This is a genomic window from Salipiger pentaromativorans (genome assembly GCF_024721115.1).
GTDB lineage: Bacteria > Pseudomonadota > Alphaproteobacteria > Rhodobacterales > Rhodobacteraceae > Salipiger > Salipiger pentaromativorans.
On record NZ_JAMDHK010000001.1, the window covers coordinates 606524 to 625858 of the forward strand.

The 19335-nt window shown below is 67.0% G+C and carries 17 protein-coding genes; 6 read left to right on the top strand and 11 right to left on the bottom strand.

Annotated features, from left to right (window positions below; translation table 11 throughout):
* Window positions 1-141: 141 nt before the first annotated feature.
* The 3 genes from M4578_RS02870 (at window position 142) to M4578_RS02880 (ending at window position 1929) form a co-directional block, all read left to right on the top strand.
* Complete coding sequence (locus tag M4578_RS02870; protein WP_258091919.1) at window positions 142-651, top strand: sigma-70 family RNA polymerase sigma factor; 510 nt, start codon at window positions 142-144, stop codon at window positions 649-651.
* Window positions 648-1427, top strand: coding sequence for an anti-sigma factor family protein (locus tag M4578_RS02875; RefSeq protein WP_258091920.1), 780 nt, complete (start codon window positions 648-650; stop codon window positions 1425-1427). The genes M4578_RS02870 and M4578_RS02875 overlap by 4 nt, the downstream gene beginning before the upstream one ends.
* A gap of 70 nt (window positions 1428-1497) precedes the next feature.
* Window positions 1498-1929 (top strand): nuclear transport factor 2 family protein, encoded by a 432-nt coding sequence (locus M4578_RS02880; RefSeq protein WP_258091921.1) that lies wholly within the window; start codon window positions 1498-1500, stop codon window positions 1927-1929.
* A gap of 61 nt (window positions 1930-1990) precedes the next feature.
* Here the strand turns inward: M4578_RS02880 and M4578_RS02885 are convergent, their stop codons facing one another.
* The gene (locus M4578_RS02885) at window positions 1991-2866 is read right to left on the bottom strand and encodes a LysR family transcriptional regulator (RefSeq protein WP_258091922.1); all 876 of its coding nucleotides are present in this window, start codon (window positions 2864-2866) and stop codon (window positions 1991-1993) included.
* Window positions 2867-2967: 101 nt separating this feature from the next.
* Here M4578_RS02885 and M4578_RS02890 point away from each other — a divergent pair, with 101 nt between their 5' ends.
* Complete coding sequence (locus tag M4578_RS02890; protein ID WP_258091923.1) at window positions 2968-4407, top strand: MFS transporter; 1440 nt, start codon at window positions 2968-2970, stop codon at window positions 4405-4407.
* Window positions 4408-4440: 33 nt separating this feature from the next.
* Here M4578_RS02890 and M4578_RS02895 read toward each other — a convergent pair whose 3' ends face one another.
* Window positions 4441-5322 carry a LysR family transcriptional regulator gene (locus tag M4578_RS02895; protein ID WP_338054484.1) on the bottom strand — a complete coding sequence of 294 codons (882 nt, stop codon included), beginning with the start codon at window positions 5320-5322 and terminating at the stop codon, window positions 4441-4443.
* A gap of 474 nt (window positions 5323-5796) precedes the next feature.
* Here M4578_RS02895 and M4578_RS02900 point away from each other — a divergent pair, with 474 nt between their 5' ends.
* A complete protein-coding gene (locus M4578_RS02900; RefSeq protein ID WP_258091924.1) occupies window positions 5797-6279 on the top strand; it encodes a VOC family protein in 483 nt (160 codons plus the stop codon).
* A gap of 193 nt (window positions 6280-6472) precedes the next feature.
* On the opposite strand, the gene M4578_RS02905 is transcribed toward M4578_RS02900, so the two are convergent.
* Window positions 6473-8758, bottom strand: a complete 2286-nt coding sequence (locus M4578_RS02905; RefSeq protein ID WP_258091925.1) for an adenosylcobalamin-dependent ribonucleoside-diphosphate reductase — start codon at window positions 8756-8758, stop codon at window positions 6473-6475.
* Window positions 8759-8906: 148 nt separating this feature from the next.
* Between M4578_RS02905 and M4578_RS02910 the strand changes: the two genes are divergently transcribed.
* Window positions 8907-9338, top strand: coding sequence for a DUF1489 family protein (locus M4578_RS02910; protein WP_258091926.1), 432 nt, complete (start codon window positions 8907-8909; stop codon window positions 9336-9338).
* A 19-nt stretch (window positions 9339-9357) separates the two neighbouring features.
* On the opposite strand, the gene M4578_RS02915 is transcribed toward M4578_RS02910, so the two are convergent.
* The 8 genes from M4578_RS02915 to xdhA form a co-directional block, all read right to left on the bottom strand.
* Window positions 9358-9861, bottom strand: coding sequence for a YdcF family protein (locus tag M4578_RS02915; RefSeq protein ID WP_338054487.1), 504 nt, complete (start codon window positions 9859-9861; stop codon window positions 9358-9360).
* A gap of 116 nt (window positions 9862-9977) precedes the next feature.
* Window positions 9978-11048, bottom strand: coding sequence for a BMP family ABC transporter substrate-binding protein (locus tag M4578_RS02920; protein ID WP_258091928.1), 1071 nt, complete (start codon window positions 11046-11048; stop codon window positions 9978-9980).
* A 54-nt stretch (window positions 11049-11102) separates the two neighbouring features.
* Window positions 11103-12011, bottom strand: coding sequence for an ABC transporter permease (locus M4578_RS02925; protein WP_258091929.1), 909 nt, complete (start codon window positions 12009-12011; stop codon window positions 11103-11105).
* Window positions 12011-13096, bottom strand: coding sequence for an ABC transporter permease (locus M4578_RS02930; protein ID WP_258091930.1), 1086 nt, complete (start codon window positions 13094-13096; stop codon window positions 12011-12013). The genes M4578_RS02925 and M4578_RS02930 overlap by 1 nt, the downstream gene beginning before the upstream one ends.
* Before the next feature lie 84 nt (window positions 13097-13180).
* The gene (locus tag M4578_RS02935; protein ID WP_258091931.1) at window positions 13181-14704 is read right to left on the bottom strand and encodes an ABC transporter ATP-binding protein; all 1524 of its coding nucleotides are present in this window, start codon (window positions 14702-14704) and stop codon (window positions 13181-13183) included.
* Window positions 14671-15609: a xanthine dehydrogenase accessory protein XdhC gene (xdhC, locus tag M4578_RS02940; protein WP_258091932.1), complete on the bottom strand. Its 939-nt coding sequence runs from the start codon at window positions 15607-15609 to the stop codon at window positions 14671-14673. The genes M4578_RS02935 and xdhC overlap by 34 nt, the downstream gene beginning before the upstream one ends.
* Complete coding sequence (gene xdhB, locus M4578_RS02945; RefSeq protein WP_258091933.1) at window positions 15599-17914, bottom strand: xanthine dehydrogenase molybdopterin binding subunit; 2316 nt, start codon at window positions 17912-17914, stop codon at window positions 15599-15601. Before xdhB ends, xdhC begins: the two co-directional genes overlap by 11 nt.
* Window positions 17911-19296: a xanthine dehydrogenase small subunit gene (xdhA, locus tag M4578_RS02950; protein WP_258091934.1), complete on the bottom strand. Its 1386-nt coding sequence runs from the start codon at window positions 19294-19296 to the stop codon at window positions 17911-17913. The genes xdhB and xdhA overlap by 4 nt, the downstream gene beginning before the upstream one ends.
* Between the last annotated feature and the right edge of the window lie 39 nt (window positions 19297-19335).

The window sequence follows — 19335 nt, forward strand, 5'->3', positions numbered from 1 at the left end:
CGCGCGCCCGGGAATAATCCTCCGTCCGGCCCCGTATGTCCCGGGTAGACGTCCCTGCGTGAACCTGTTTCCGTCGACCCGCAATCCGGAGGAGCGCCGCCGTGCCCCAGACAGATGCCCCCCTTGCCGCCGGAGCATGCGATGTTTCGTGACAGGTCGCTGCTGATCGCCGAGATCCCGCATCTGCGCCGCTATGCCCGCGCGCTCTGCCGCGATCCCGACACCGCCGACGATCTCGTGCAGCGCTGCCTCGAACGCGCGCTCAAGAAGTTCCACCTCTGGCAGACCGACCGCCGGCTGCGCCCCTGGCTCTTCACCATCATGTACAACCTGCATGTGGACATGATCCGCGAAACCCGGTTTTCGGGAAAAACGGTCGGTCTGGGCGAGGTTCCGGAACTGTCGCAACCGGCGCGGCAGGAGGACCATGTGAACCTCACCCGCGTGCTGGCCGCCATCGACGCGCTGCCGCGCGAACAGCGCGACGTTCTCGTGCTCGTCGGGGTGCGGGAACTCAGCTACGCGGATGCCGCCAAGGTGCTGTCGATTCCGCTGGGGACGCTGATGTCGCGTCTCAATCGCGGACGCGAACGATTGCGTCAGACGCTTGGAATGGAGAAGAAGACTGCGGTTCTTCGAAAGGTGAAATGATGACGAACCCGCCCGAAAATGTGCCGACCGACGTGACCGTGGACGAGCTGCACGCCTATGCCGACGACCAGCTCCCGCCCGAGCGCGCCGCCGCCGTCGAAGCCTATCTGCGCGACAATCCCGCCGCCGCCGCGCGGGTGGCGGATTACCAGCTCATCAATGCCGCGCTGCTCAGCCGCAGCGAGGACATCGACGACGAACCGATCCCGCAGGCGCTGCTGGACACTGCCGGGCGACCGCCGCGCTATCCGCTGATGCGCATCGCCGCCGCCGTGGTCTGGCTGGCGGTGGGCGGCGCGCTCGGATGGCAGGCCGCCGGCTTTGCGGCAGGCCCCGGCGCGGCGCCCGGCGGCTTCGCCGAACGGGCGGCGCTGGCCTATGCGGTCTATGCGCCGGAGACGCTGCACCCGGTCGAGGTCGGGGCCGAGGAGTCCGAACATCTCACCAACTGGCTGTCGAACCGGCTGCGGATGAGCGTCTCTGTCCCCAGCCTCGCCGAGCAGGGGTTCCGCTTTCTGGGCGGGCGGCTGATGATGGGCGAGACCGCCCCCGCCGCGCTGCTGATGTATGAGTCGGACAGCGGGCGCCGGCTGACCCTCTATATCTCGAACGAACCCTCGCAGGGCTCCGGCGAGGCAATGGACTTCTGGCAGGACAACCGCGCGGGCGTGGTCACCTGGGCCAGCAGCGGTGCCGAGTTCGGGCTCGCCGGCGGGTTTTCGCAGCGCGAGCTGGCCTCTTTCGCAAATGTGATCCGCGATCGTTTCGACGCCTAGAGACCACGGGAATAATCGCGGCGGCGGCACCGTAGATAGGGCACTGCAACTCACAAAGGACCCGTGATCCATGTATCGCAAACACACCGCCGCCGCCCTCCTCATCGCCGCCCTCGGCGCCGGGACCGGCGCAATCGCCGGGCCCGGCGCCGATCTGGCCATGGCACATTTCGATGCCGTCGCCACCGGCGCCGTCGCCGATGCCTCGGCGCATTATTCCGACAGCACCGTCTTCGAATGGGTCGGCGGCCCGCTCGACGGCACCTATACCGGCAAGGAGGCCATCCAATCGGTCTGGCAGAAGTTCAGCACTGCCCAGGGCGCGCTGACCGCCGAGGTGAGCAACCTTCAGGAAAACGCCAACCCCGCCGGCGCGACCGTGACCGCCGATGTGACCTTTTCGGGCAAAGCTACGATCCCCGTGCGCTATGTGCTGACCTTCCGCGGCGAGACCATCGTCAGCGAGGTCTGGCAGATCGACCCCAAGCTCGGCAGCTACTGAACCGCTTGCCGCAAAGATCGGCAGCGGCCGGATCGCGTCCGGCCGCGCCACCCGCCCGCTCTCACGATGCGGGCGCCACCAGATGGTCGATCAGGGCCCGCAGGCGCCGGGGCATCGCCCGCGCGGCGGGCCAGACCAGGAAGAACGCCCCGGCTTCGTGCAGTTCCGCCGCGAGAACCCGCACCAGCCGGCCCCGCGCCAGATCCTCCGTCACCACGAAATCCGGCAGCCAGCTTACCCCCAGCCCGGCAATCGCAGCGCTGCGTGCGCCCTCGATGGCGCTTACCACCATCCGGGGCGGAGACAGCGCCAGCGGCGCCCCGTCGCGCCGCAACCAGGGCTGAAGCCGCCCCGTCATGCTGTAGCGAAAGCCGATCCGGTCATGGCCGTCGAGACTGTCGAGCGACGGCATGCCGCGACGCTCGAGATACGCCGGCGCCGCATAGAGCCCGTGGTGATAGGGGCCGAAGCGGCGCAGCTTCAGCGAGCTGTCCCGCAACGGCCCGTTGCGGATTCCCAGGTCGATGCCCTCGGCGACCAGATCCGTCATCCTGTCGGAAAACCGGATCTCGACGGTCACCTCGGAATGGGCCCGCAGAAAGCTCTCGAGCCGGGCGTTCAGGAAATGATAACCGACCAGCGGCACCGTCAGCGTCAATGGCCCCGCCAGACGTTCGGTCCGGTCCCGCAGCTCCTCCAGCGCCTCGTCCAGCGCCTCGAGTGCGGGCGACACGCCGGACAGCAGCGTGCGCCCCTCTTCGGTCAGCTCCAGATGCCGGGTCGTGCGCCGGAAGAGCGTGACCCCCAGCTCCTCCTCGAGCCGCTGGATCGCCTTGCCGATGGCCGAGGGCGACACGCCAAGCCGGCGCGCGGCCCCGGCGAACGATCCGGCGCGGGCGGTCGCGGTAAAGCTCTCGAGAAGAGTCAGGCTCGGCATGATTCATTCACGATATTTGGTTGGTAATTAGCCGAGAGAATGGATCATTCCGGATTTCAATGACAGGTATATTTTCGAACCGGCCAGCACAGGAGCGCCGCATGACCGGTTCCATGACCCTTTCCGCCACCCCCGCGCCGCAGCGGCGCATGGTGATCTCGATCTGCCTTGCCGCGATGGTTCTGCCGATGACCTTTGCCGGAGGCGCCATCGCCACCCCCGATCTCGGACGCGATTTCGACCAGAGCGGCGCCCTGCTGTTCTGGGTGGTGAATGGCTTCATGCTGGTGTTCGGCGCCCTGCCGCTGGTCGCCGGCGCCCTTGCCGACCGTCTTGGGCGGCGGCGGGTCTTCCGCTTCGGGCTGACGGGTTTCGTGATCAGCGGCCTGCTCCTGCCGCTGTCCCCGTCCCTTCTGATCGTCGATCTTCTGCGCGGGATCCAGGGGCTCTTTGCGGCGGCGACGCTGGCCGGCGGCACCGCCCTTCTGGCGCAGATCCCCGAGGAAGAGCGCCGCCGCAAGGCGTTCTCGATGATCGGGGCGACCTTCGGCTTCGGGCTGGCCTTCGGCCCGGTGATCGCGGGGCTTGCCCTCGAGGCGGGCGGCTGGCGGGCGGTGTTCGTTCTGGCCTCGGCGCTGGCCGCCGCCGCGCTCGCCACCGGCGCCGGCGCCCTTCCCGAAAGCCGCAGCCCCGCCGCCCTGCCCTTCGACATCGCCGGCGCCGCGCTGTTCGCAAGCCTGCTCGCAGCGCTGACGGCCTGGGCGGTGCTGCTGCCGGCGCGCGGCCCGGCCGACCCGCTGGAGATCGGCCTGCTCGCCCTGACCGGGCTCTGCCTGCTGGGATTCGTGCGGCAGGAAAAGCGCCATGCCGCGCCGATGTTCGACCTGTCCTTGCTGGACGACCCCGCCTTCCTCGGCGTGCAGACACTGCCGGTGGCGACCTGTTTCGGCTTTGTCTCGCTGCTGGTGATCGTGCCGCTGCAACTGATCGGCGCGGGATATTCCGAGCTGGAGGCGGGGCTGATCTCCATGGCCCTGGCGGCGCCGGTCTTTCTGATCCCCGCCCTGCTGACGCGCTTTCCCGCGAGCGACCGCCGCCGTCTGGTGACGCTGGGGCTGGGTCTGGCGGCGCTCGGGCTGGTCTGTCTCGCCTTCACCCCTTTCGCCGGCCCCCTGCCCCCGCTTCTGCTGGCGCTCGCCATGATCGGCGGTGGCATCGGGCTGCCCTGGGGGCTGATGGACGGGCTCGCCGTCGAGATCGCCCCACGCGACAAGGCCGGTGTCGCGACGGGGATGTTCTCGACCGTGCGGGTCGCCTCGGAGGGCATCGTTCTGGCACTGGTCTCGGCGCTCTATGCCGGGCTGATCGCGGCCCTCGCCGGAGTTCCCGACGAGACGGCGACCGCAATCGTGTCGGGCGGCACGGTCGCCCCGGCGCTGCGGCCCGCGGTCGAGGCCGCTTGCCGGGTGCTGTTCCTCTGCCTCGCCGCGCTGACCCTGCTGTCGTCCGCCATCATCTCGCGGCGGTTGCGAGGCAAATAGACCGGCCATGCCCTCCCGCCGTCGCGAGGACGTTCAAGCGGTCTTGGCCAAGGTCTTCTTCAGCCAGGTGATGACAGCTTGCGCCTGCGGGCGCACCGGGCCGGCGGGGGTCACCGCATAGTAGGTGACCGAAAACGGCGAGGGCAGAGGCACTCTGCAGAGCGCGCCCGACGCGAGATCGTCGCGAACCAGCACTTCCGGTGCAAACGACACCCCCAAGCCCTGGCGGGCCAGCGGCAGTTGCAGAAACGGAACGCCAATATCGACGTTCTTCAGCCGCTGCGTGTCGAGACCGAAAGCCTTCATCGTCTCTTCCTCGAACGGAACGCCTGCCGACCAGATCCAGGGCAATTGATCGGGCGGTCCCATGTGGTCGGTGACCAGAGACGGTGCCCCGACAGCGATGATCTCGCTTTCCAGAAGCGGTTCCGCCGCAAGGCCGGGCCAGTCCGGGGCGCCGGTCGCCGCCCGTATGGCGAAATCGAAGCCCAGCGAAACGATGTCCACCGTATCTTGCGACGGCAGGATCGAAACCTGAATGTCCGGGTGCAGCCGCCAGAACTCGTGCAGCCTGGGGATGATCACCGCCTGAGAGATATAGACCGTCGCGGCGATCTGAACCGGCGATCGGCCCTGATCTTCCCGCAATGCGCCGACCCCTGCCGCGATGGTCCCGAACCCGTCGGTCAGGTGCTGCGCCAGCCGCGCCCCCGCGTCGGTGAGAACGACGCTCCGGCCCGACCGTCTGACCAGCGCCACGCCAAGATCAGCCTCCAGGGACCGGACCCTCTGAGCGATTGCCGCATGCGTGACATTGAGCTCCCGCGCGGCCGAAGCGAAGCTGCCGCTGCGGGCGGTCAGTTCGAAGGCACGCAACGAGGCGAGGGAGGGCAACGTCTTCCAGTCTGGCTCCAATATGATACCTCATGTATCACTCCGATATTTTAGTTTCTTAGCATGAGTGAACAAAAAAGGGTATCAGCTGGATATGTGAAAAACAGGAGCGTCTCAAAATGATGCTGAATCTATCTCCAGATCTGATCCGGGCCTTTGCTGAGTTCACCCCTGACGGACGCGCCACCGACCGGAACAGAGAGAGACTTGAAAGATACCGTCAATCCTTGAACGACCGCCCGGCGCCCGCTCGGGGACCGGGAAAGGCGCCCCTTGCCGCCGGGGTGCTGGCATCGCCCCGTGCCTGGCTGCGCCAGAAGACGGCACCGGCGTAAGCGTGCCATACCGGGCCGGACTCGATTTGCTCGGAGGGCCGCTGCGACAACGGCCTTCATGGAGAAGACATCCCCCGGTCTGAGGGCCGCCCGACGCAGATTTCAGAAAGCCCGCCCAAGGAGGCCCACCGGGCCAGATGACAGAGACAGGAGACACGCCATGATCCAAAGAGACTTCCAGGTCCGCGCGCTTGGGGAAATCGCCATCCGATGCGTCGATTTCGATGCGATGGTCGCCTTCTACCGTGATGTGATCGGGCTCGCACCGCTCAATGACACGGAGAGCGGCCCGATTGCCTTCTTCCGTCTCGGCGAAAGTTTCGGTGGGCACACTGCCGTTCTGGCGCTGTTTCATCATGACATCGCGGCGGCGGGCCGGACCCGCGGAAGCGCAACGCCGCCACGGACCGGCGCCGGATCATCGCTGCACCACATTGCGTTCAGCCTGCCCTGGGATGAGCAGGACGCGGTGATCGCTTGGTATGAGCAGCTTGGCCGGGACCATACTGTCGAATATTTCGACTGGGTCGGCTGGCGCGGCATCTTCACCTTCGATCCCGACGGCAACACCGTTGAACTCGTCGCGAAAGACCCGCACTGGACCGGCCCGTCCGAGACACCGTCCGAACGGCCCGCCCGGTAACCCAAACAATCGCCATTCGAGCAGTTCCCGGCACCGGAACGTCTGCTCAGGGCCACGCCATAGCCATTGCGACCGGCGACGGGCAAACGAACGGCCTCGGAGGTTCCCCCGAGGCCGTTTCTTCAGAGCAGCCGACGAAATGGCCGTCTAGCCCTGCCGCATGGCTCGCTACAAACTGACGGTCAGCCCACACTCACCCGCATTTCGAATGACCGCAGCTCGCGCAGGTCATGCAGCCCTCGACCATGCGCATCTCGTATTGCCCGCAGGACGGGCAGGCCTTACCGCGCGGCGTGTCGAGATTCACCACCTGCGCCTGCGGATCGGATTTCAACCCCATCCCCTCGCCCTCCAGGAAGCCGGTCGCCACGAGGTGACGCTCGATCACCCCGCCAATGGCCGCCAGGATCGAGGGGATATACTTGCCCTGCATCCAGGCACCGCCACGCGGGTCGAACACCGCCTTCAGCTCCTCGACCACAAAGCTCACATCGCCGCCGCGCCGGAACACCGCCGAAATCATCCGGGTCAGCGCCACGGTCCAGGCGTAATGCTCCATGTTCTTGGAATTGATGAAGATCTCGAAGGGCCGCCGGTGCCCGCCCACCACGATGTCGTTGATGGTCAGATAGATGGCGTGCTCGCTGTCGGGCCATTTCAGCTTATAGGTCTGCCCCTCCAGCGCCTGCGGCCGGTCCAGAGGTTCGGACATATAGACCACCTCGGCCCCCTGCCCCGCCTCGACAGCCAGGCGCGGCGTCTCGGCCGGGGTCTTCTCTTCCTTCTCGGACACCGAGAGAACCGAGCCGGTCACCTCGTTGGGCCGATAGGTGGTGCAGCCTTTGCAGCAGGTCTCGAAGGCTTCCATATAGACCGACTTGAACGCCTCGAAAGAGATGTCCTCGGGGCAGTTGATCGTCTTGGAGATCGAGCTGTCGATCCATTTCTGCGCCGCCGCCTGCATCCGCACGTGATCGAGCGGCGCCAGCGTCTGGGCGTTGACGAAATACTCCGGCAGCTCGGCATCGCCCTTCAGGTCGCGCCACATCTGCACCGCGTAATCCACCACCTCTTCCTCGGTCCGGGTGCCGTCCTTTTGCAGCACCTTGCGGGTATAGGCATAGGCAAAGACCGGCTCGATGCCTGACGACACATTGCCCGCGTAAAGCGAGATCGTGCCCGTGGGCGCGATTGAGGTCAGCAGCGCGTTCCGGATGCCGTGGCTGCGGATCGCGTCGCGCACATCCTCGTCCATCTGCATCATGTTGCCAGAAGCCAGGTATTGCTCCGCATCGAAAAGCGGGAAGGCGCCTTTCTCCTTCGCCAGTTCGACGCTCGCCAGATAGGCGGCGCGCGCAATGCGCTTCAGCCAGCGCTCGGTCTGCGCGGCGGCCTCTTCGGAGCCGTAGCGCAGCCCCTTCATCAGCAGCGCATCGGCAAGCCCGGTGACCCCCAGCCCGATGCGGCGCTTGTTGCGCGCCTCGGCAAACTGCGCCTCGAGCGGGAACCGCGAGGCATCGACCACATTGTCCATCATGCGCACGGCGGTGGCGACCAGCCTGTCGAGCTCGTCCTCCTCGATATGCGCCGCCTCATCGAAGGGCGCCTTCACCAGCCGCGCAAGGTTGATCGAGCCCAGAAGGCAGGCGCCATAGGGCGGCAGCGGCTGCTCGCCGCAGGGGTTCGTCGCGGCGATCTGTTCCACATAGTTGAGATTGTTGGCCGCGTTGATCCGGTCGATGAAGATCACCCCCGGCTCGGCGTAATCATAGGTCGCCCGCATGATGCGGTTCCACAGATCGCGCGCCTGCACCGTGTGATAGACCTTGCCGTCGAATTGCAGGTCCCAGGAGGCATCGGCCTTCACCGCCTCCATGAAGGCATCGGTGACCAGTACCGAGAGGTTGAACATGCGCAGCCGCGCGCTGTCGGCCTTGGCACCGATGAACTGCTCGATATCCGGGTGATCGCAGCGCATGGTGGCCATCATTGCGCCCCGGCGCGAGCCCGCGCTCATGATGGTGCGGCACATGGCGTCCCAGACATCCATGAATGACAATGGCCCCGAGGCATCCGCCGCCACCCCGTGCACCGTGGCGCCCTTGGGCCGGATGGTCGAGAAATCGTATCCGATGCCGCCGCCCTGCTGCATCGTCAGCGCGGCCTCCTTCAGCATCTCGAAGATGCCGCCCATATTGTCGGGGATTGTGCCCATCACAAAGCAGTTGAAGAGCGTCACCGAACGCGCCGTGCCCGCCCCTGCCGTGATCCGGCCCGCCGGCAGGTATTTGAAATCTTCCAGCGCCGCATAGAACCTGTCTTCCCAAAGCGCCGGCTCTTTCTCAACCGAAGCGAGCGACCGCGCGATCCGCCGCCAGCTGTCCTCGACGGTCACGTCGATGGGCGTGCCATCCGCTTCCTTGAAGCGGTATTTCATATCCCAGATCTGTTCGGCGATGGGCGCGGCAAAGCGGGTCATGGGGCGCTGTTCTCCTGACATGACAAAAAAAGCCGGGCGATTCCCGGCTTTGATGGAGAAAGAGTGTACGCCAGAGACCCGCGAACCACAACAGCTTGAAGCCCGCGCTCAGCCCCCTACAATATCTGAGCGCCCTGTGGAGGACTCAGTGGATAAGCTCACCCATCTCATCAAGCTCAGCGTCGGCACCGAGAGCGTCGAAAGCCTCGCCGCCTGGCAGGCCACCCGCGCGGCGCAGACCGGGGACGGGCTGCCCTGCCATGTGACGCGGATGTTTCCCCGCCGCGAGGCCGAGGTGCTGAACGGCGGCAGCATCTACTGGGTGTTCCAGGGGCTGGTGCAATGCCGCCAGCGCATTCTCCGGCTCGACCGGGTGACCGGCAGCGACGGCATCGACCGCTGTGCGATCGTGCTGGATCCCGCGCTGATCCGCGTCGCCCCCGCGCCGCGCCGCCCGTTCCAGGGCTGGCGCTACCTCGCCCCGCAGGACGCGCCGCCCGATCTCTCCGAGACCCGCCAGAGCGAGGATACCCTGCCGCCGGAGCTGGCGGGCGCGCTGGCCGAGATCGGCGTGCTCTGACGCTGGCCGTCCGGCGCCCCTACCGCCCCGCCCCGCGCAACAGATACCACAGATAGGCCGGCAGCTCGCGCAGCGCCGCCCTAAGTTGGCTACGCAACCGCGCGCCCCTCAGCGAAGGCGCCGTCCCGCACGCCACCAGCCCCGCACGCCGCGCCACCAGCAGCGCCCTTGGCAGATGGTAAAGATCCGTCACGACCACCACCTCCCGCGCGCCCAGCTCCGCCAGCACCGGCAGGGCGAAGCGGATGTTCTCCTCCGTCGTGACCGAACGATCCTCAAGAAACACCGCCGTCTCCGGCACCCCGGCACCCGTGCACAGCGCCGCAATCACCTCGGCCTCCGTCGGCGGATACCGCCCGAGCCCGCCACAGCCGACAACCGTCCGCACCGCCCCCTGCCGCCACAGCTCGGCCGCCTTCAGCGCCCGCCGCCGCAGCGTCGGCGAGGGCTCGCCCCCCGGCCAGACCGCCGCGCCCAGCACCAGTGCAACAGGCCGCCGCTCCTCCGAGACCTCCGGTTCCACGCCCAAACCCCTGTCTTCTTCTCTTTCCAAATACGCAAAAAAACCGACCGCCCAAACGGCGACACCGCCCGCGCTTGCGCGCCGACGGTGCCACAGGTCTCACATGAAAACGAGGTTCAGTTCGGAATGTCGCCCGTCACGCCCTCGACGTAAAAGCTCATGCCCGCCAGCGTGCCGTCATCGGCCACCTCGCCCTCGGCCAGCCAGGCCGAGCCGTCCTGCTTGTTCAGCGGGCCGGTGAAAGGATGATAGGCGCCCGAGGCGATGTCTTCCTTCATCTGGGTGACGGTGGCCACGACGTCATCGGGGATCGGTCCGGTGAACTCGCCGATGCCCACCATGCCGGCGCCGATGCCGTCCCAGGTGTTCACGCTCTCCCAGCTGCCGTCGATCACCGCCTGCACGCGCTCGATGTAATAGGGCGCCCAGTCGTCGATGATCGACGAGATGCGCGGCTCGGGCTTGTACTCCTCCATGTCGGCGGCCTGACCGAAGCCATAGGCACCGGCCTTTTCCAGCACCGCCAGAGGCGCGGTGGAGTCCGTATGCGCCAGCACCACATCCGCGCCCTGATCGAGCAGCGCCTGGGTGGCGTCGGCCTCTTTCGCCGGATCGAACCAGGTCGAGATCCAGACCACCGCGATCTCCACATCCGGGTTCGCCTTCTTGGCGTGGATGTAGGACGAGTTGATGCCCCGGATCACTTCGGGGATCGGGAAGGAGGCGATATAGCCGATCTTGTTGGTCTTGGTCATCGCCCCGGCCAGATAGCCGGTGATCGCGCGGCCCTCGTAGAAGCGCGCGGAATAGACCGAGACGTTCGGCGCCTGCTTGTAGCCGGTGGCGTGCTCGAATTTCACATCCGGGAACTTGGCCGCGACGTTGATCGTCGGGTCCATGTAGCCGAAGGAGGTGGTGAAGATCAGATCGGCGCCGGACAGCGCCATCTGGGTCAGCACGCGCTCGGCATCCGCACCCTCGGGCACCGATTCCTGTTCGATGAGCTCGATCGCGTCGCCGAAATGCTCTTTCATCTTCATCGCGGATTCATGGTGGTGCTGCGACCAGCCGCCATCGTTCACCGGGCCCACATAGACAAAGCCGATCTTCGGCACGTCCTGGGCAAAACCGGCGCCCGCCGCAAGGCTCAGCGCGGCGGCCGAAGCCAGAAGGGTTCTGCGTTTCATAGTACTCGGTCTCCCTGTCTTTCTGTACTGTTTATAGCTGTTTGAACGGCCCCGTCAGGACGCGGCGTGGAACGGGCGGCCCAAGGATCCAGGCGCACCATGCGCCCCTCGGGCCGAGATGATCACCAGCACGATGATCGTTATCAGGTATGGCGACATGGACAAGAGCTCCACCGGCACCGTGGTGCCCGCCGCCTGAAGGTTGAGCTGGATGACCGTGACGCCGCCGAAGAGATAGGCCCCGATCAGCACGCCCAGCGGCCGCCAGGAGGCAAAGACCACGATGGCCAGCGCGATCCAGCCGGCACCCGCGGTCATGCCCTCGGTCCATTGCGGCACCCGCACGAGGCTCACATAGGCGCCGCCCAGTCCGGCGCAAGCGCCGCCGAAGGCAATCGCCATCATCCGCACCCGCACCACCTTGTAGCCCAGCGCATGGGCGCTTTCGTGGTCCTCGCCCACCGCGCGCAGGATGAGGCCCGCGCGGGTGTATTTCAGAAAGGCCCAGACCGCCGCCACTAGCGCAAGACTCAGATAGACCACGAAGTCATGGGCAAAAAGCATCGGCCCGAGGGTCGGAATATCGCCCAGCCCCGGAATATCGAGCTTGGCAAGGCTCGGCGCCCGCTGACCCTCGTAATTCGAGCCGATCAGCGCCGAAAGCCCCAGGCCAACCAGCGTGAGCCCGAGCCCCGTCGCCACCTGGTTCGACAGCAGGTATTGAGTCAGCAGACCGAAGGCGAGCGAGAACACCGCCGAGGCGATGGCCGCGCCAAGAAACCCCAGCACCGGCGAGCCGCTCGAGACGGCGATGGCAAAGCCCATCACGGCGCCGACGATCATCATCCCCTCGACGCCGAGGTTCAGCACGCCGGATTTCTCGACGACCATCTCGCCGATGGCGGCCAGCAGGATCGGCGTGGCCGAGACCATGATCGAGGCGACAAGCAGCACGGGATCCATCAGGCCACCTCCCTTCCGGTCAGCCGGACGCGGTAATTGGTAAAGACATCTGTCGCCAGCAGGAAGAACAGCAGCATCCCCTGGAATAGCTGGATCGACGCGCCGGGCAGGCCCAGCATGAGCTGCGCCAGCTCGCCGCCGATATAGGTCAGCGCCATGAGCAGCCCGGCGAGCAGAATGCCGAACGGGTTCAGCCGTCCGAGAAAGGCCACGATGATCGCGGTGAAGCCATAGCCCGAGTTGAAGTCGATGCTGATCTGGCCCGCGGGCCCGGTGACCTCGAAAAGCCCCGCCATGCCCGCCAGCGCCCCCGAGATGCCGAGGCAGAGAAAAATGATCCGCGCCGGGCTCACGCCCGAGAACCGCGCCGCGCGCGGCGCCTCGCCGGTCAGCCGGATGTTGAAGCCCTGGATGTGCCGCGCCATCAGCACATAGGCCGCGATCACCGCGATGAAGGCCGCGACCACGCCCCAGTGCATGCCGGTGTTGATCACCAGCTCGTCATTGTAGACCGAGGCCCATTGCTTGAAATTGCGCGATCCGGGAAAGCCCATGCCCTCGGGATTGCGCAGCCAGCCCGCCGAGGCGGAGGCGAGAATGTTCTCGGCCACATAGACCAGCATCAGCGAGACGAGAATCTCGTTGGTGCCGAAGCGGGTCTTGAGAAAGGCCGGGATCATCGCCCAGGCCCAGCCGCCCAGCGCGCCTGCGATGGCCATGAGCGGGAACAAAAGCCAGGTGTCGGCGGGGTAGAAGGCCAGCCCCACGGCGGCCCCGCAGACCGCGCCCATGATGTACTGCCCCTCGGCACCGATGTTCCAGATGCCCGCGCGAAAGCCCACCGACAGGCCGATGGCGATCAGGATCAGCGGCCCGGCCTTGACCAGAAGCTGCGGCCGCGAATAGCCGGCGAATTGCGGGTGAAACAGCGGATCCCAGAAAATCGTGCGGATCGCCTCCAGCGGCGGCTTGCCAAGCAGCGCGAACATGATGCCGCCCACCAACATGGTCAGAACCACCGCCAGAACGGGTGTGAGCGCGGTCCAGAGCCGCGACGGGTTGGGGCGTTTTTCCAGCCGGATCATTGCAGATGCTCCGGGCCCAGAAGATTTTTCGTACGAAAAATCTTCGCCGCGAAGAAATTTCGTACGAAATTTCTTCTTTGCGCCTCAGCCGTCCACATGGGCCACCTCCATGTCATGCGCCCCGCCCATCATCAGGCCGATCTTTTCGATATCCAGCTCGGCCACGGCGCGCGTGGGCGAGAGCCGCCCCTCGTTCAGCGCGCCGAAGCGGTCGGAGATTTCCATCAGCTCGTCGAGATCCTGACTGATGCAGATGATCGCCGCGCCCTTGGCGGCAAGGTCCAGCAGCGCCTGCCGGATCGCCGCCGCCGCCGCCGCGTCCACGCCCCAGGTCGGCTGGTTCACCACGAAGACATCCGGCGCCTGAAGGATCTCGCGGCCCACCACGTATTTCTGCAGATTGCCGCCCGAGAGCGCCCGCGCCGCCACGCCGGGCCCCGGCGTGCGCACGTCGAACCGCGCGATCACCTCTTCGGCAAAGCCCTTGGCCTTACCCCAGTCGATGAACCCGTTCGAGACCAGCCCCTTGCGCCGGGCGCCGGTCAGGACGGCGTTTTCGGTCAGGCTCATGTTCGGCGCCGCCGCGTGGCCCAGCCGCTCTTCCGGCCCCGAGAGCAGCCCCGCGTCGCGGCGCTTCATCGGCCCGTCGCGGCTGATGTCGCCGCCCTTGAACCAGATCGCCCCCTTGGGCGCCAGACGCTCGCCCGAAAGCGCCATCAGCAGCTCGTCCTGGCCGTTGCCCGCGACCCCGCCGATGCCCAGCACCTCGCCGGCGCGCACCTCGAGCGAGATCTCCCGCAGGGGCGTGCCGAAGGCGCCCGGCGCGGGCATCGAGAGCTTGTCGCATTTCAGCAGCACGGCGCCCTTTTCGGTGGCCTTGGGCTCGGGCGTAAGGAAGCTCGAGCCCACCATCATCTCGGCCATCTGCCGCGCCGTGACCTCGCGCGGGGTGCAGGTGCCCACCTTCTTGCCCAGCCGCAGGATCGTCGCCTCATCGCAGAGCGTGCGGATCTCTTCGAGCTTGTGCGAGATATAGAGGATCGAGGTGCCCTCGGATTTCAGCTTGCGCAGGGTCTCGAAGAGGATGTCCACCTCCTGCGGGGTGAGCACCGAGGTCGGCTCGTCCATGATCAGCAGGCGGGGGTTCTGCAACAGGCAGCGGATGATCTCGACCCGCTGGCGTTCGCCCGCCGAGAGTGTGCCCACCACGCGATAGGGGTCGAGCGGCAGCCCGTAGGTTTCCGAGACCTCCTTGATCTGGCGCGCCAGATCGCGCATCGGCGGCGGCGTCTCCATGCCCAGCGCCACGTTCTCGGCCACGTCCAGCGCATCGAAGAGCGAGAAATGCTGGAACACCATGGCGACGCCCGAAAGCCGCGCATCCGAGGGCTTGCCCGGCGCATAGGCGGCACCGTCCAGCAGCATCTCGCCCTTGTCGGGCTTCACGAGGCCGAAGATCATCTTGACCAGCGTCGATTTCCCGGCGCCGTTCTCGCCCAGAAGCGCGTGGATCTCGCCCTTCATGATGTCGAAGGAGACGTCGTCATTGGCCACGACGCCCGGATAGGCCTTGGTCAACCCCCGGATGCTGAGAAGTGTGTCTGCCACGCTTGTCTGTCCCCTGTTTCTCGGTTGAGTAGATGCGCCGCGACGCCGATGGCAATGGCCTGCGGATGTTTGCCCAGCGTTTTCTGCCCAATCGGGCAGCAGATGCGCGAAATCTGCGCATCGGCATGACCCAACGCCTGAAGGCGCGACCGGAACCGGGCCCATTTCGTGCCCGACCCGATCAGCCCGGCAAAGCCGAACCCGTGGCTCAGCAGCCCATGGCAGAGCGCGAAATCCAGCTCGTGGCTATAGGTCAGGATCAGGTGTTCGGCGTCGCGCGGCGCGTGGCGCAGCAGCCGGGCCGGGTCGGCGGCGGGCAGCACGGTGACGCAAGCGGGCACCGCCTCCGGAAAACGCCCGGGCGCCGTATCCACCCAGGTGATCGCCAGATCGGGCATCGGTGCCAGCACATCGACGATCGCCCGCCCCACATGGCCCGCGCCCCAGATCCAAAGCTGCCGCGCGGGCCGGGCGATGGGCTCTACCATCCAGCCCTGCACGAGTTGCGGCTCGGGGCGCACGCCCTGCGCCCGGGCGCGGTCGAGCAGGCGCTGAACGGCGAGCGGGCGGGCGCCCGCGCCCCGCGCGATCACCTCCTGCCCCTCCAGCGCCTCCAGCGATGCCGCATCATGGATCTCGGTCAGCAGGGTCACCGCGCCGCCGCAGCACTGGCCAAGCGACGGCCCCAGCGCGTGGCGGCTGAGCCCCGGGCGTTGCAGCGCCGCCTCGGCCGCCATCAGTTCCAGGGCACCGCCGCCGATGGTGCCGGACTGACCGCCCTCCCAGACCAGCATCGCCGCGCCCACCTCGCGCGGGGCCGACCCCGCGACCTCGGCCACGACGACCCGCGCGACGCGGCCATGCGCCGCGACCGCCGCGCGCAGCGCCGCCAGATCAAGCCCCATCCTGCACCTTCCGGACCGCCATCAGCACCCGCTCGGGCGTGGCCGGGGCATCGAGCGCGGGATAGGCCTCGCCACAGGCGGCCACCGCGTCGGAAAGCGCCATCAGCGCCGAGATGCCCAGCATGAAGGGCGGCTCGCCCACCGCCTTGGAGCGATAGATCGTCTCTTCCACATTGCGCCCGTCCCAGAGCGCCACATTGAAGATCTCGGGCCGGTCGGAACAGGCGGGGATCTTGTAGGTGGAGGGCGCATGGGTGCGCAGCCGCCCCCGGTCGTCCCAGACCAGTTCCTCGGTGGTGAGCCAGCCCGCGCCCTGCACATAGCCGCCCTCGATCTGGCCGATATCCAGCGCCGGGTTCAGCGAGGCCCCGGCATCGTGCAGGATGTCCGCCCGCAGGATACGATATTCGCCGGTGAGCGTGTCCAGCACCACCTCGGTGCAGGCCGCGCCATAGGCAAAGTAATAGAACGGCCGACCCTGCCCCTTGATCCGGTCCCATTCGACCTTGGGCGTCTTGTAGAACCCCGTCGAAGACAGGCTCACGCGCCCCTCGTAGCAGAGCTTGGCCGCCTCGGCGAAGCTGAGCGTTGCCTCGCCCACATGCACATAGCCATCGACAAAGAGCACCTCTGCCGCGTTGGCCTGATAGAGCCCGGCGAGATGTCCGGCCATACGGTCGCGGATCGTATCGCAGGCGGCCTTGACCGCCATGCCGTTCAGATCCGAGCCGGAAGAGGCCGCGGTGGCCGAGGTGTTGGGCACCTTGGCGGTGTCCGTCGCGGTGATGCGCACCAGATCCAGCGGGATGCCGAACCCCGTCGCCGCCACCTGCGCGACCTTCTGGAACAGCCCCTGCCCCATCTCGGTGCCGCCGTGATTCAGCGAGACCGAGCCATCCTGATAGACATGCACCAGCGCGCCCGCCTGGTTGAGATGGGTCAGGGTGAAGGAGATGCCGAATTTTACCGGGGTCAGCGCGAGGCCCCGCTTGAGCAGCGGCGTCTCTTCGTTCCAGACCGCGATCCTGGCGCGCCGCTCTGCGTAATCGCAGCGGTCGGCCAGCGCATCGGTCAGCCCGCCGAGGATGAAATCCTCGACCGGCTGGCCGTAATGGGTGGTCTGGACCGGTACCGCAGTTTCCGCATCGGCCGCGTCGGCGGGGCAATCGGCGTAGTAATTGACGCGCCGCACCTCCAGCGGATCGCGGCCCAGCGCGTGCGCAACATGATCGAGCACCCGCTCAATCCCCAACATGCCCTGCGGGCCGCCGAACCCGCGATAGGCGGTGGCGCTCTGCGTATTGGTCTTCAGCCGGTGGCTTTCCACCCGCAGCGCCGGGATGTCATAGGCGTTGTCCGCGTGCAGCATCGCCCGGTCAGCCACCGGAATCGACAGATCCTGCGCCCAGCCGCAGCGGGCGTATTGCACGAAATCCACCGCCAGCAGCTTGCCCTGCTCGTCGAAGCCCACGCTATAGTCGATGCGGAAATCGTGGCGCTTGCCGGTGATCACCATGTCGTCGTCGCGGTCATAGCGCATCTTGGCCGGCCGGCCCGTCGCGGCGGCGGCCACGGCGCAGGCGATGGCCAGCGCGTTGCCCTGGCTTTCCTTGCCGCCGAACCCGCCGCCCATGCGCCGGGTCTCGACCCGCACCGCATGCATCGGCAGATGCAGCGCATGCGCGACCTTGTGCTGGATCTCGCTCGGGTGCTGGGTCGAGCTGTGCACCAGCATGTCGCCGTTTTCCTGCGGGAACACCAGCGCCGCCTGCCCTTCGAGATAGAAATGCTCCTGCCCGCCCATCTCGAGCGTGCCGTCGATCACATGCGGCGCCGCGTCCAGACCCGCGATGGCGTCGCCCTTTTCCCAGATGCGGGGGCCCTCCTCGAAGCGAGTATCGGCGGCCATCGCCTCGTCCACGGTGAAGACCGGATCGCGCTCCTGATAGGTGATCTGCGCCTTGCGCACCGCCTTGCGCGCCGCCAGATGGCTGGTGGCCGCCACCAGAAAGACCGGCTGGCCGACATAGTGCACCGTCGCGCCCGACAGCAGCGGCTCGTCATGCAAGGACGGCGAGCAATCGCAGTCCGAGGGCAGATCCTTCGCCTCCCAGACCTTCACAACCCCGGGCGCCTTGCGCACTTCGGACAGGTCGATCCCGGAGATCCGGCCGGCGGCGATTTCGGAGAGGCCGAAGGCCAGGTGCAAGCAGTCCGCCGGCACCGGAATATCGTCGATATACCGCGCCTTGCCGGTGACATGCAGCGGCGCCGCGTCATGCGGCAGGGGTTTCGTGACGCTCATGGCCGCACCTCCCGCACGTTCACCGACGCGCCCAGATCCTCGAGCAGATAGCGGGTCAGCATGTTGCGCGCCGCCGCCAGCCGGTATTCGGCGCTGGCGCGCATATCGGACAGCGGCGCAAAATCCGCCTCCCAGGCATCCCAGGCGGCGACCACCGCCTCATCGGTCCAGGGCCGCCCTTCGAGCGCCGCCTCGACCGCCAGCGCGCGTTTCGGGATCCCCGCCATGCCGCCGAAGGCGATGCGCGCCTCGCGCACCACCCCATCCTCGACGCGCACGGAAAAGGCGCCGCAAACCGCGGAAATATCCTGATCGAACCGTTTCGACAGCTTGTAGACCCGCAGCCGGTCGTCGCGGCGCGGAATGCTGATCGCCTCGACGAATTCGCCCGGATAGCGGTCCTGCTTGCCGTATTCGAGGAAGAAGGACTCGATGGGCATCTCGCGGCGGGTGTCGCGGTAGCGCAGATGCAAGGTCGCCCCCAGCGCGATGAGCACCGGCGGGTTGTCCCCGATGGGCGAGCCGTTGGCGACGTTGCCGCCAATGGTCGCCGCCGCGCGCACCTGACCCGAACCGTAGCGGCGCAGCATCTCGGCATAGCTGGGGTAATGCGCGCGCATCAGCTCCAGCACCCGGTCCATCGTCACGCCGGCCCCGATGCGGATCACCTCCTCGCCCAGCTCGATCTGTTGCAGATCGCGGCAACGGTTGAGAAAGATCACCTCGGGCAGTTCGCGTAGCTGCTTGGTCACCCAGAGCCCGACATCCGTGGCCCCGGCGACCAGCACAGCCTGAGGGTGTCGCGCCGCCAGTTCGGCCAGCGCATCGGCACTCTCCGGCGCGTGCGCCGTCATGTCGGCGGACGAGATCCCACCCGGCACCTCCGGCAGCGCGGCATCCGCTGCCAGCCACTCGGGCACCGGCACCGTGGCGGCGGCCGCGGCCGCGCGGATGATCGGCGCATAGCCGGTGCAGCGGCACAGATTGCCAGCCAGCGCATCGTCGAACGCCGTGTCGCCCTTCAGATGGGCGTTGGCCATCGACATGATGAAGCCCGGGGTGCAGAAGCCGCATTGCGAGCCGTGATAGGCCACCATGGCCTCCTGAACCGGATGCATCTCGCCACCCGGCCCCGAGATCCCCTCGACCGTGCGCAGCGCCTTGCCGTGAAGCTGCGGCAGGAAGAGGATGCAGGCATTGACCGCGCGGCTGCCGCCCTCATCCGTGACCATCACCGTACAGGCGCCGCAATCGCCTTCGTTGCAGCCTTCCTTTGTCCCCGTGAGCCCGCGCTCTTCGCGCAGCCAGTCGAGCGCCGTGCGCGTGGGCGAGACCCCGCGCAATTCGACTCTTTCCCCGTTCAGAAGAAAAGAGATGTCCATATGCTGTAACCCGCCGCCTTACCCGGTCCTTTGTTGCGT

Coding starts and splice junctions, on each gene's coding strand:
- M4578_RS02870 (WP_258091919.1), top strand. CDS start 142: ATGTTTCGTGACAGGTCGCTGCTGATCGCCGAGATCCCGCATCTGCGC.
- M4578_RS02875 (WP_258091920.1), top strand. CDS start 648: ATGATGACGAACCCGCCCGAAAATGTGCCGACCGACGTGACCGTGGAC.
- M4578_RS02880 (WP_258091921.1), top strand. CDS start 1,498: ATGTATCGCAAACACACCGCCGCCGCCCTCCTCATCGCCGCCCTCGGC.
- M4578_RS02885 (WP_258091922.1), bottom strand. CDS start 2,866: ATGCCGAGCCTGACTCTTCTCGAGAGCTTTACCGCGACCGCCCGCGCC.
- M4578_RS02890 (WP_258091923.1), top strand. CDS start 2,968: ATGACCGGTTCCATGACCCTTTCCGCCACCCCCGCGCCGCAGCGGCGC.
- M4578_RS02900 (WP_258091924.1), top strand. CDS start 5,797: ATGATCCAAAGAGACTTCCAGGTCCGCGCGCTTGGGGAAATCGCCATC.
- M4578_RS02905 (WP_258091925.1), bottom strand. CDS start 8,758: ATGACCCGCTTTGCCGCGCCCATCGCCGAACAGATCTGGGATATGAAA.
- M4578_RS02920 (WP_258091928.1), bottom strand. CDS start 11,048: ATGAAACGCAGAACCCTTCTGGCTTCGGCCGCCGCGCTGAGCCTTGCG.
- M4578_RS02925 (WP_258091929.1), bottom strand. CDS start 12,011: ATGGATCCCGTGCTGCTTGTCGCCTCGATCATGGTCTCGGCCACGCCG.
- M4578_RS02930 (WP_258091930.1), bottom strand. CDS start 13,096: ATGATCCGGCTGGAAAAACGCCCCAACCCGTCGCGGCTCTGGACCGCG.
- xdhC (WP_258091932.1), bottom strand. CDS start 15,609: ATGGGGCTTGATCTGGCGGCGCTGCGCGCGGCGGTCGCGGCGCATGGC.
- xdhB (WP_258091933.1), bottom strand. CDS start 17,914: ATGAGCGTCACGAAACCCCTGCCGCATGACGCGGCGCCGCTGCATGTC.
- xdhA (WP_258091934.1), bottom strand. CDS start 19,296: ATGGACATCTCTTTTCTTCTGAACGGGGAAAGAGTCGAATTGCGCGGG.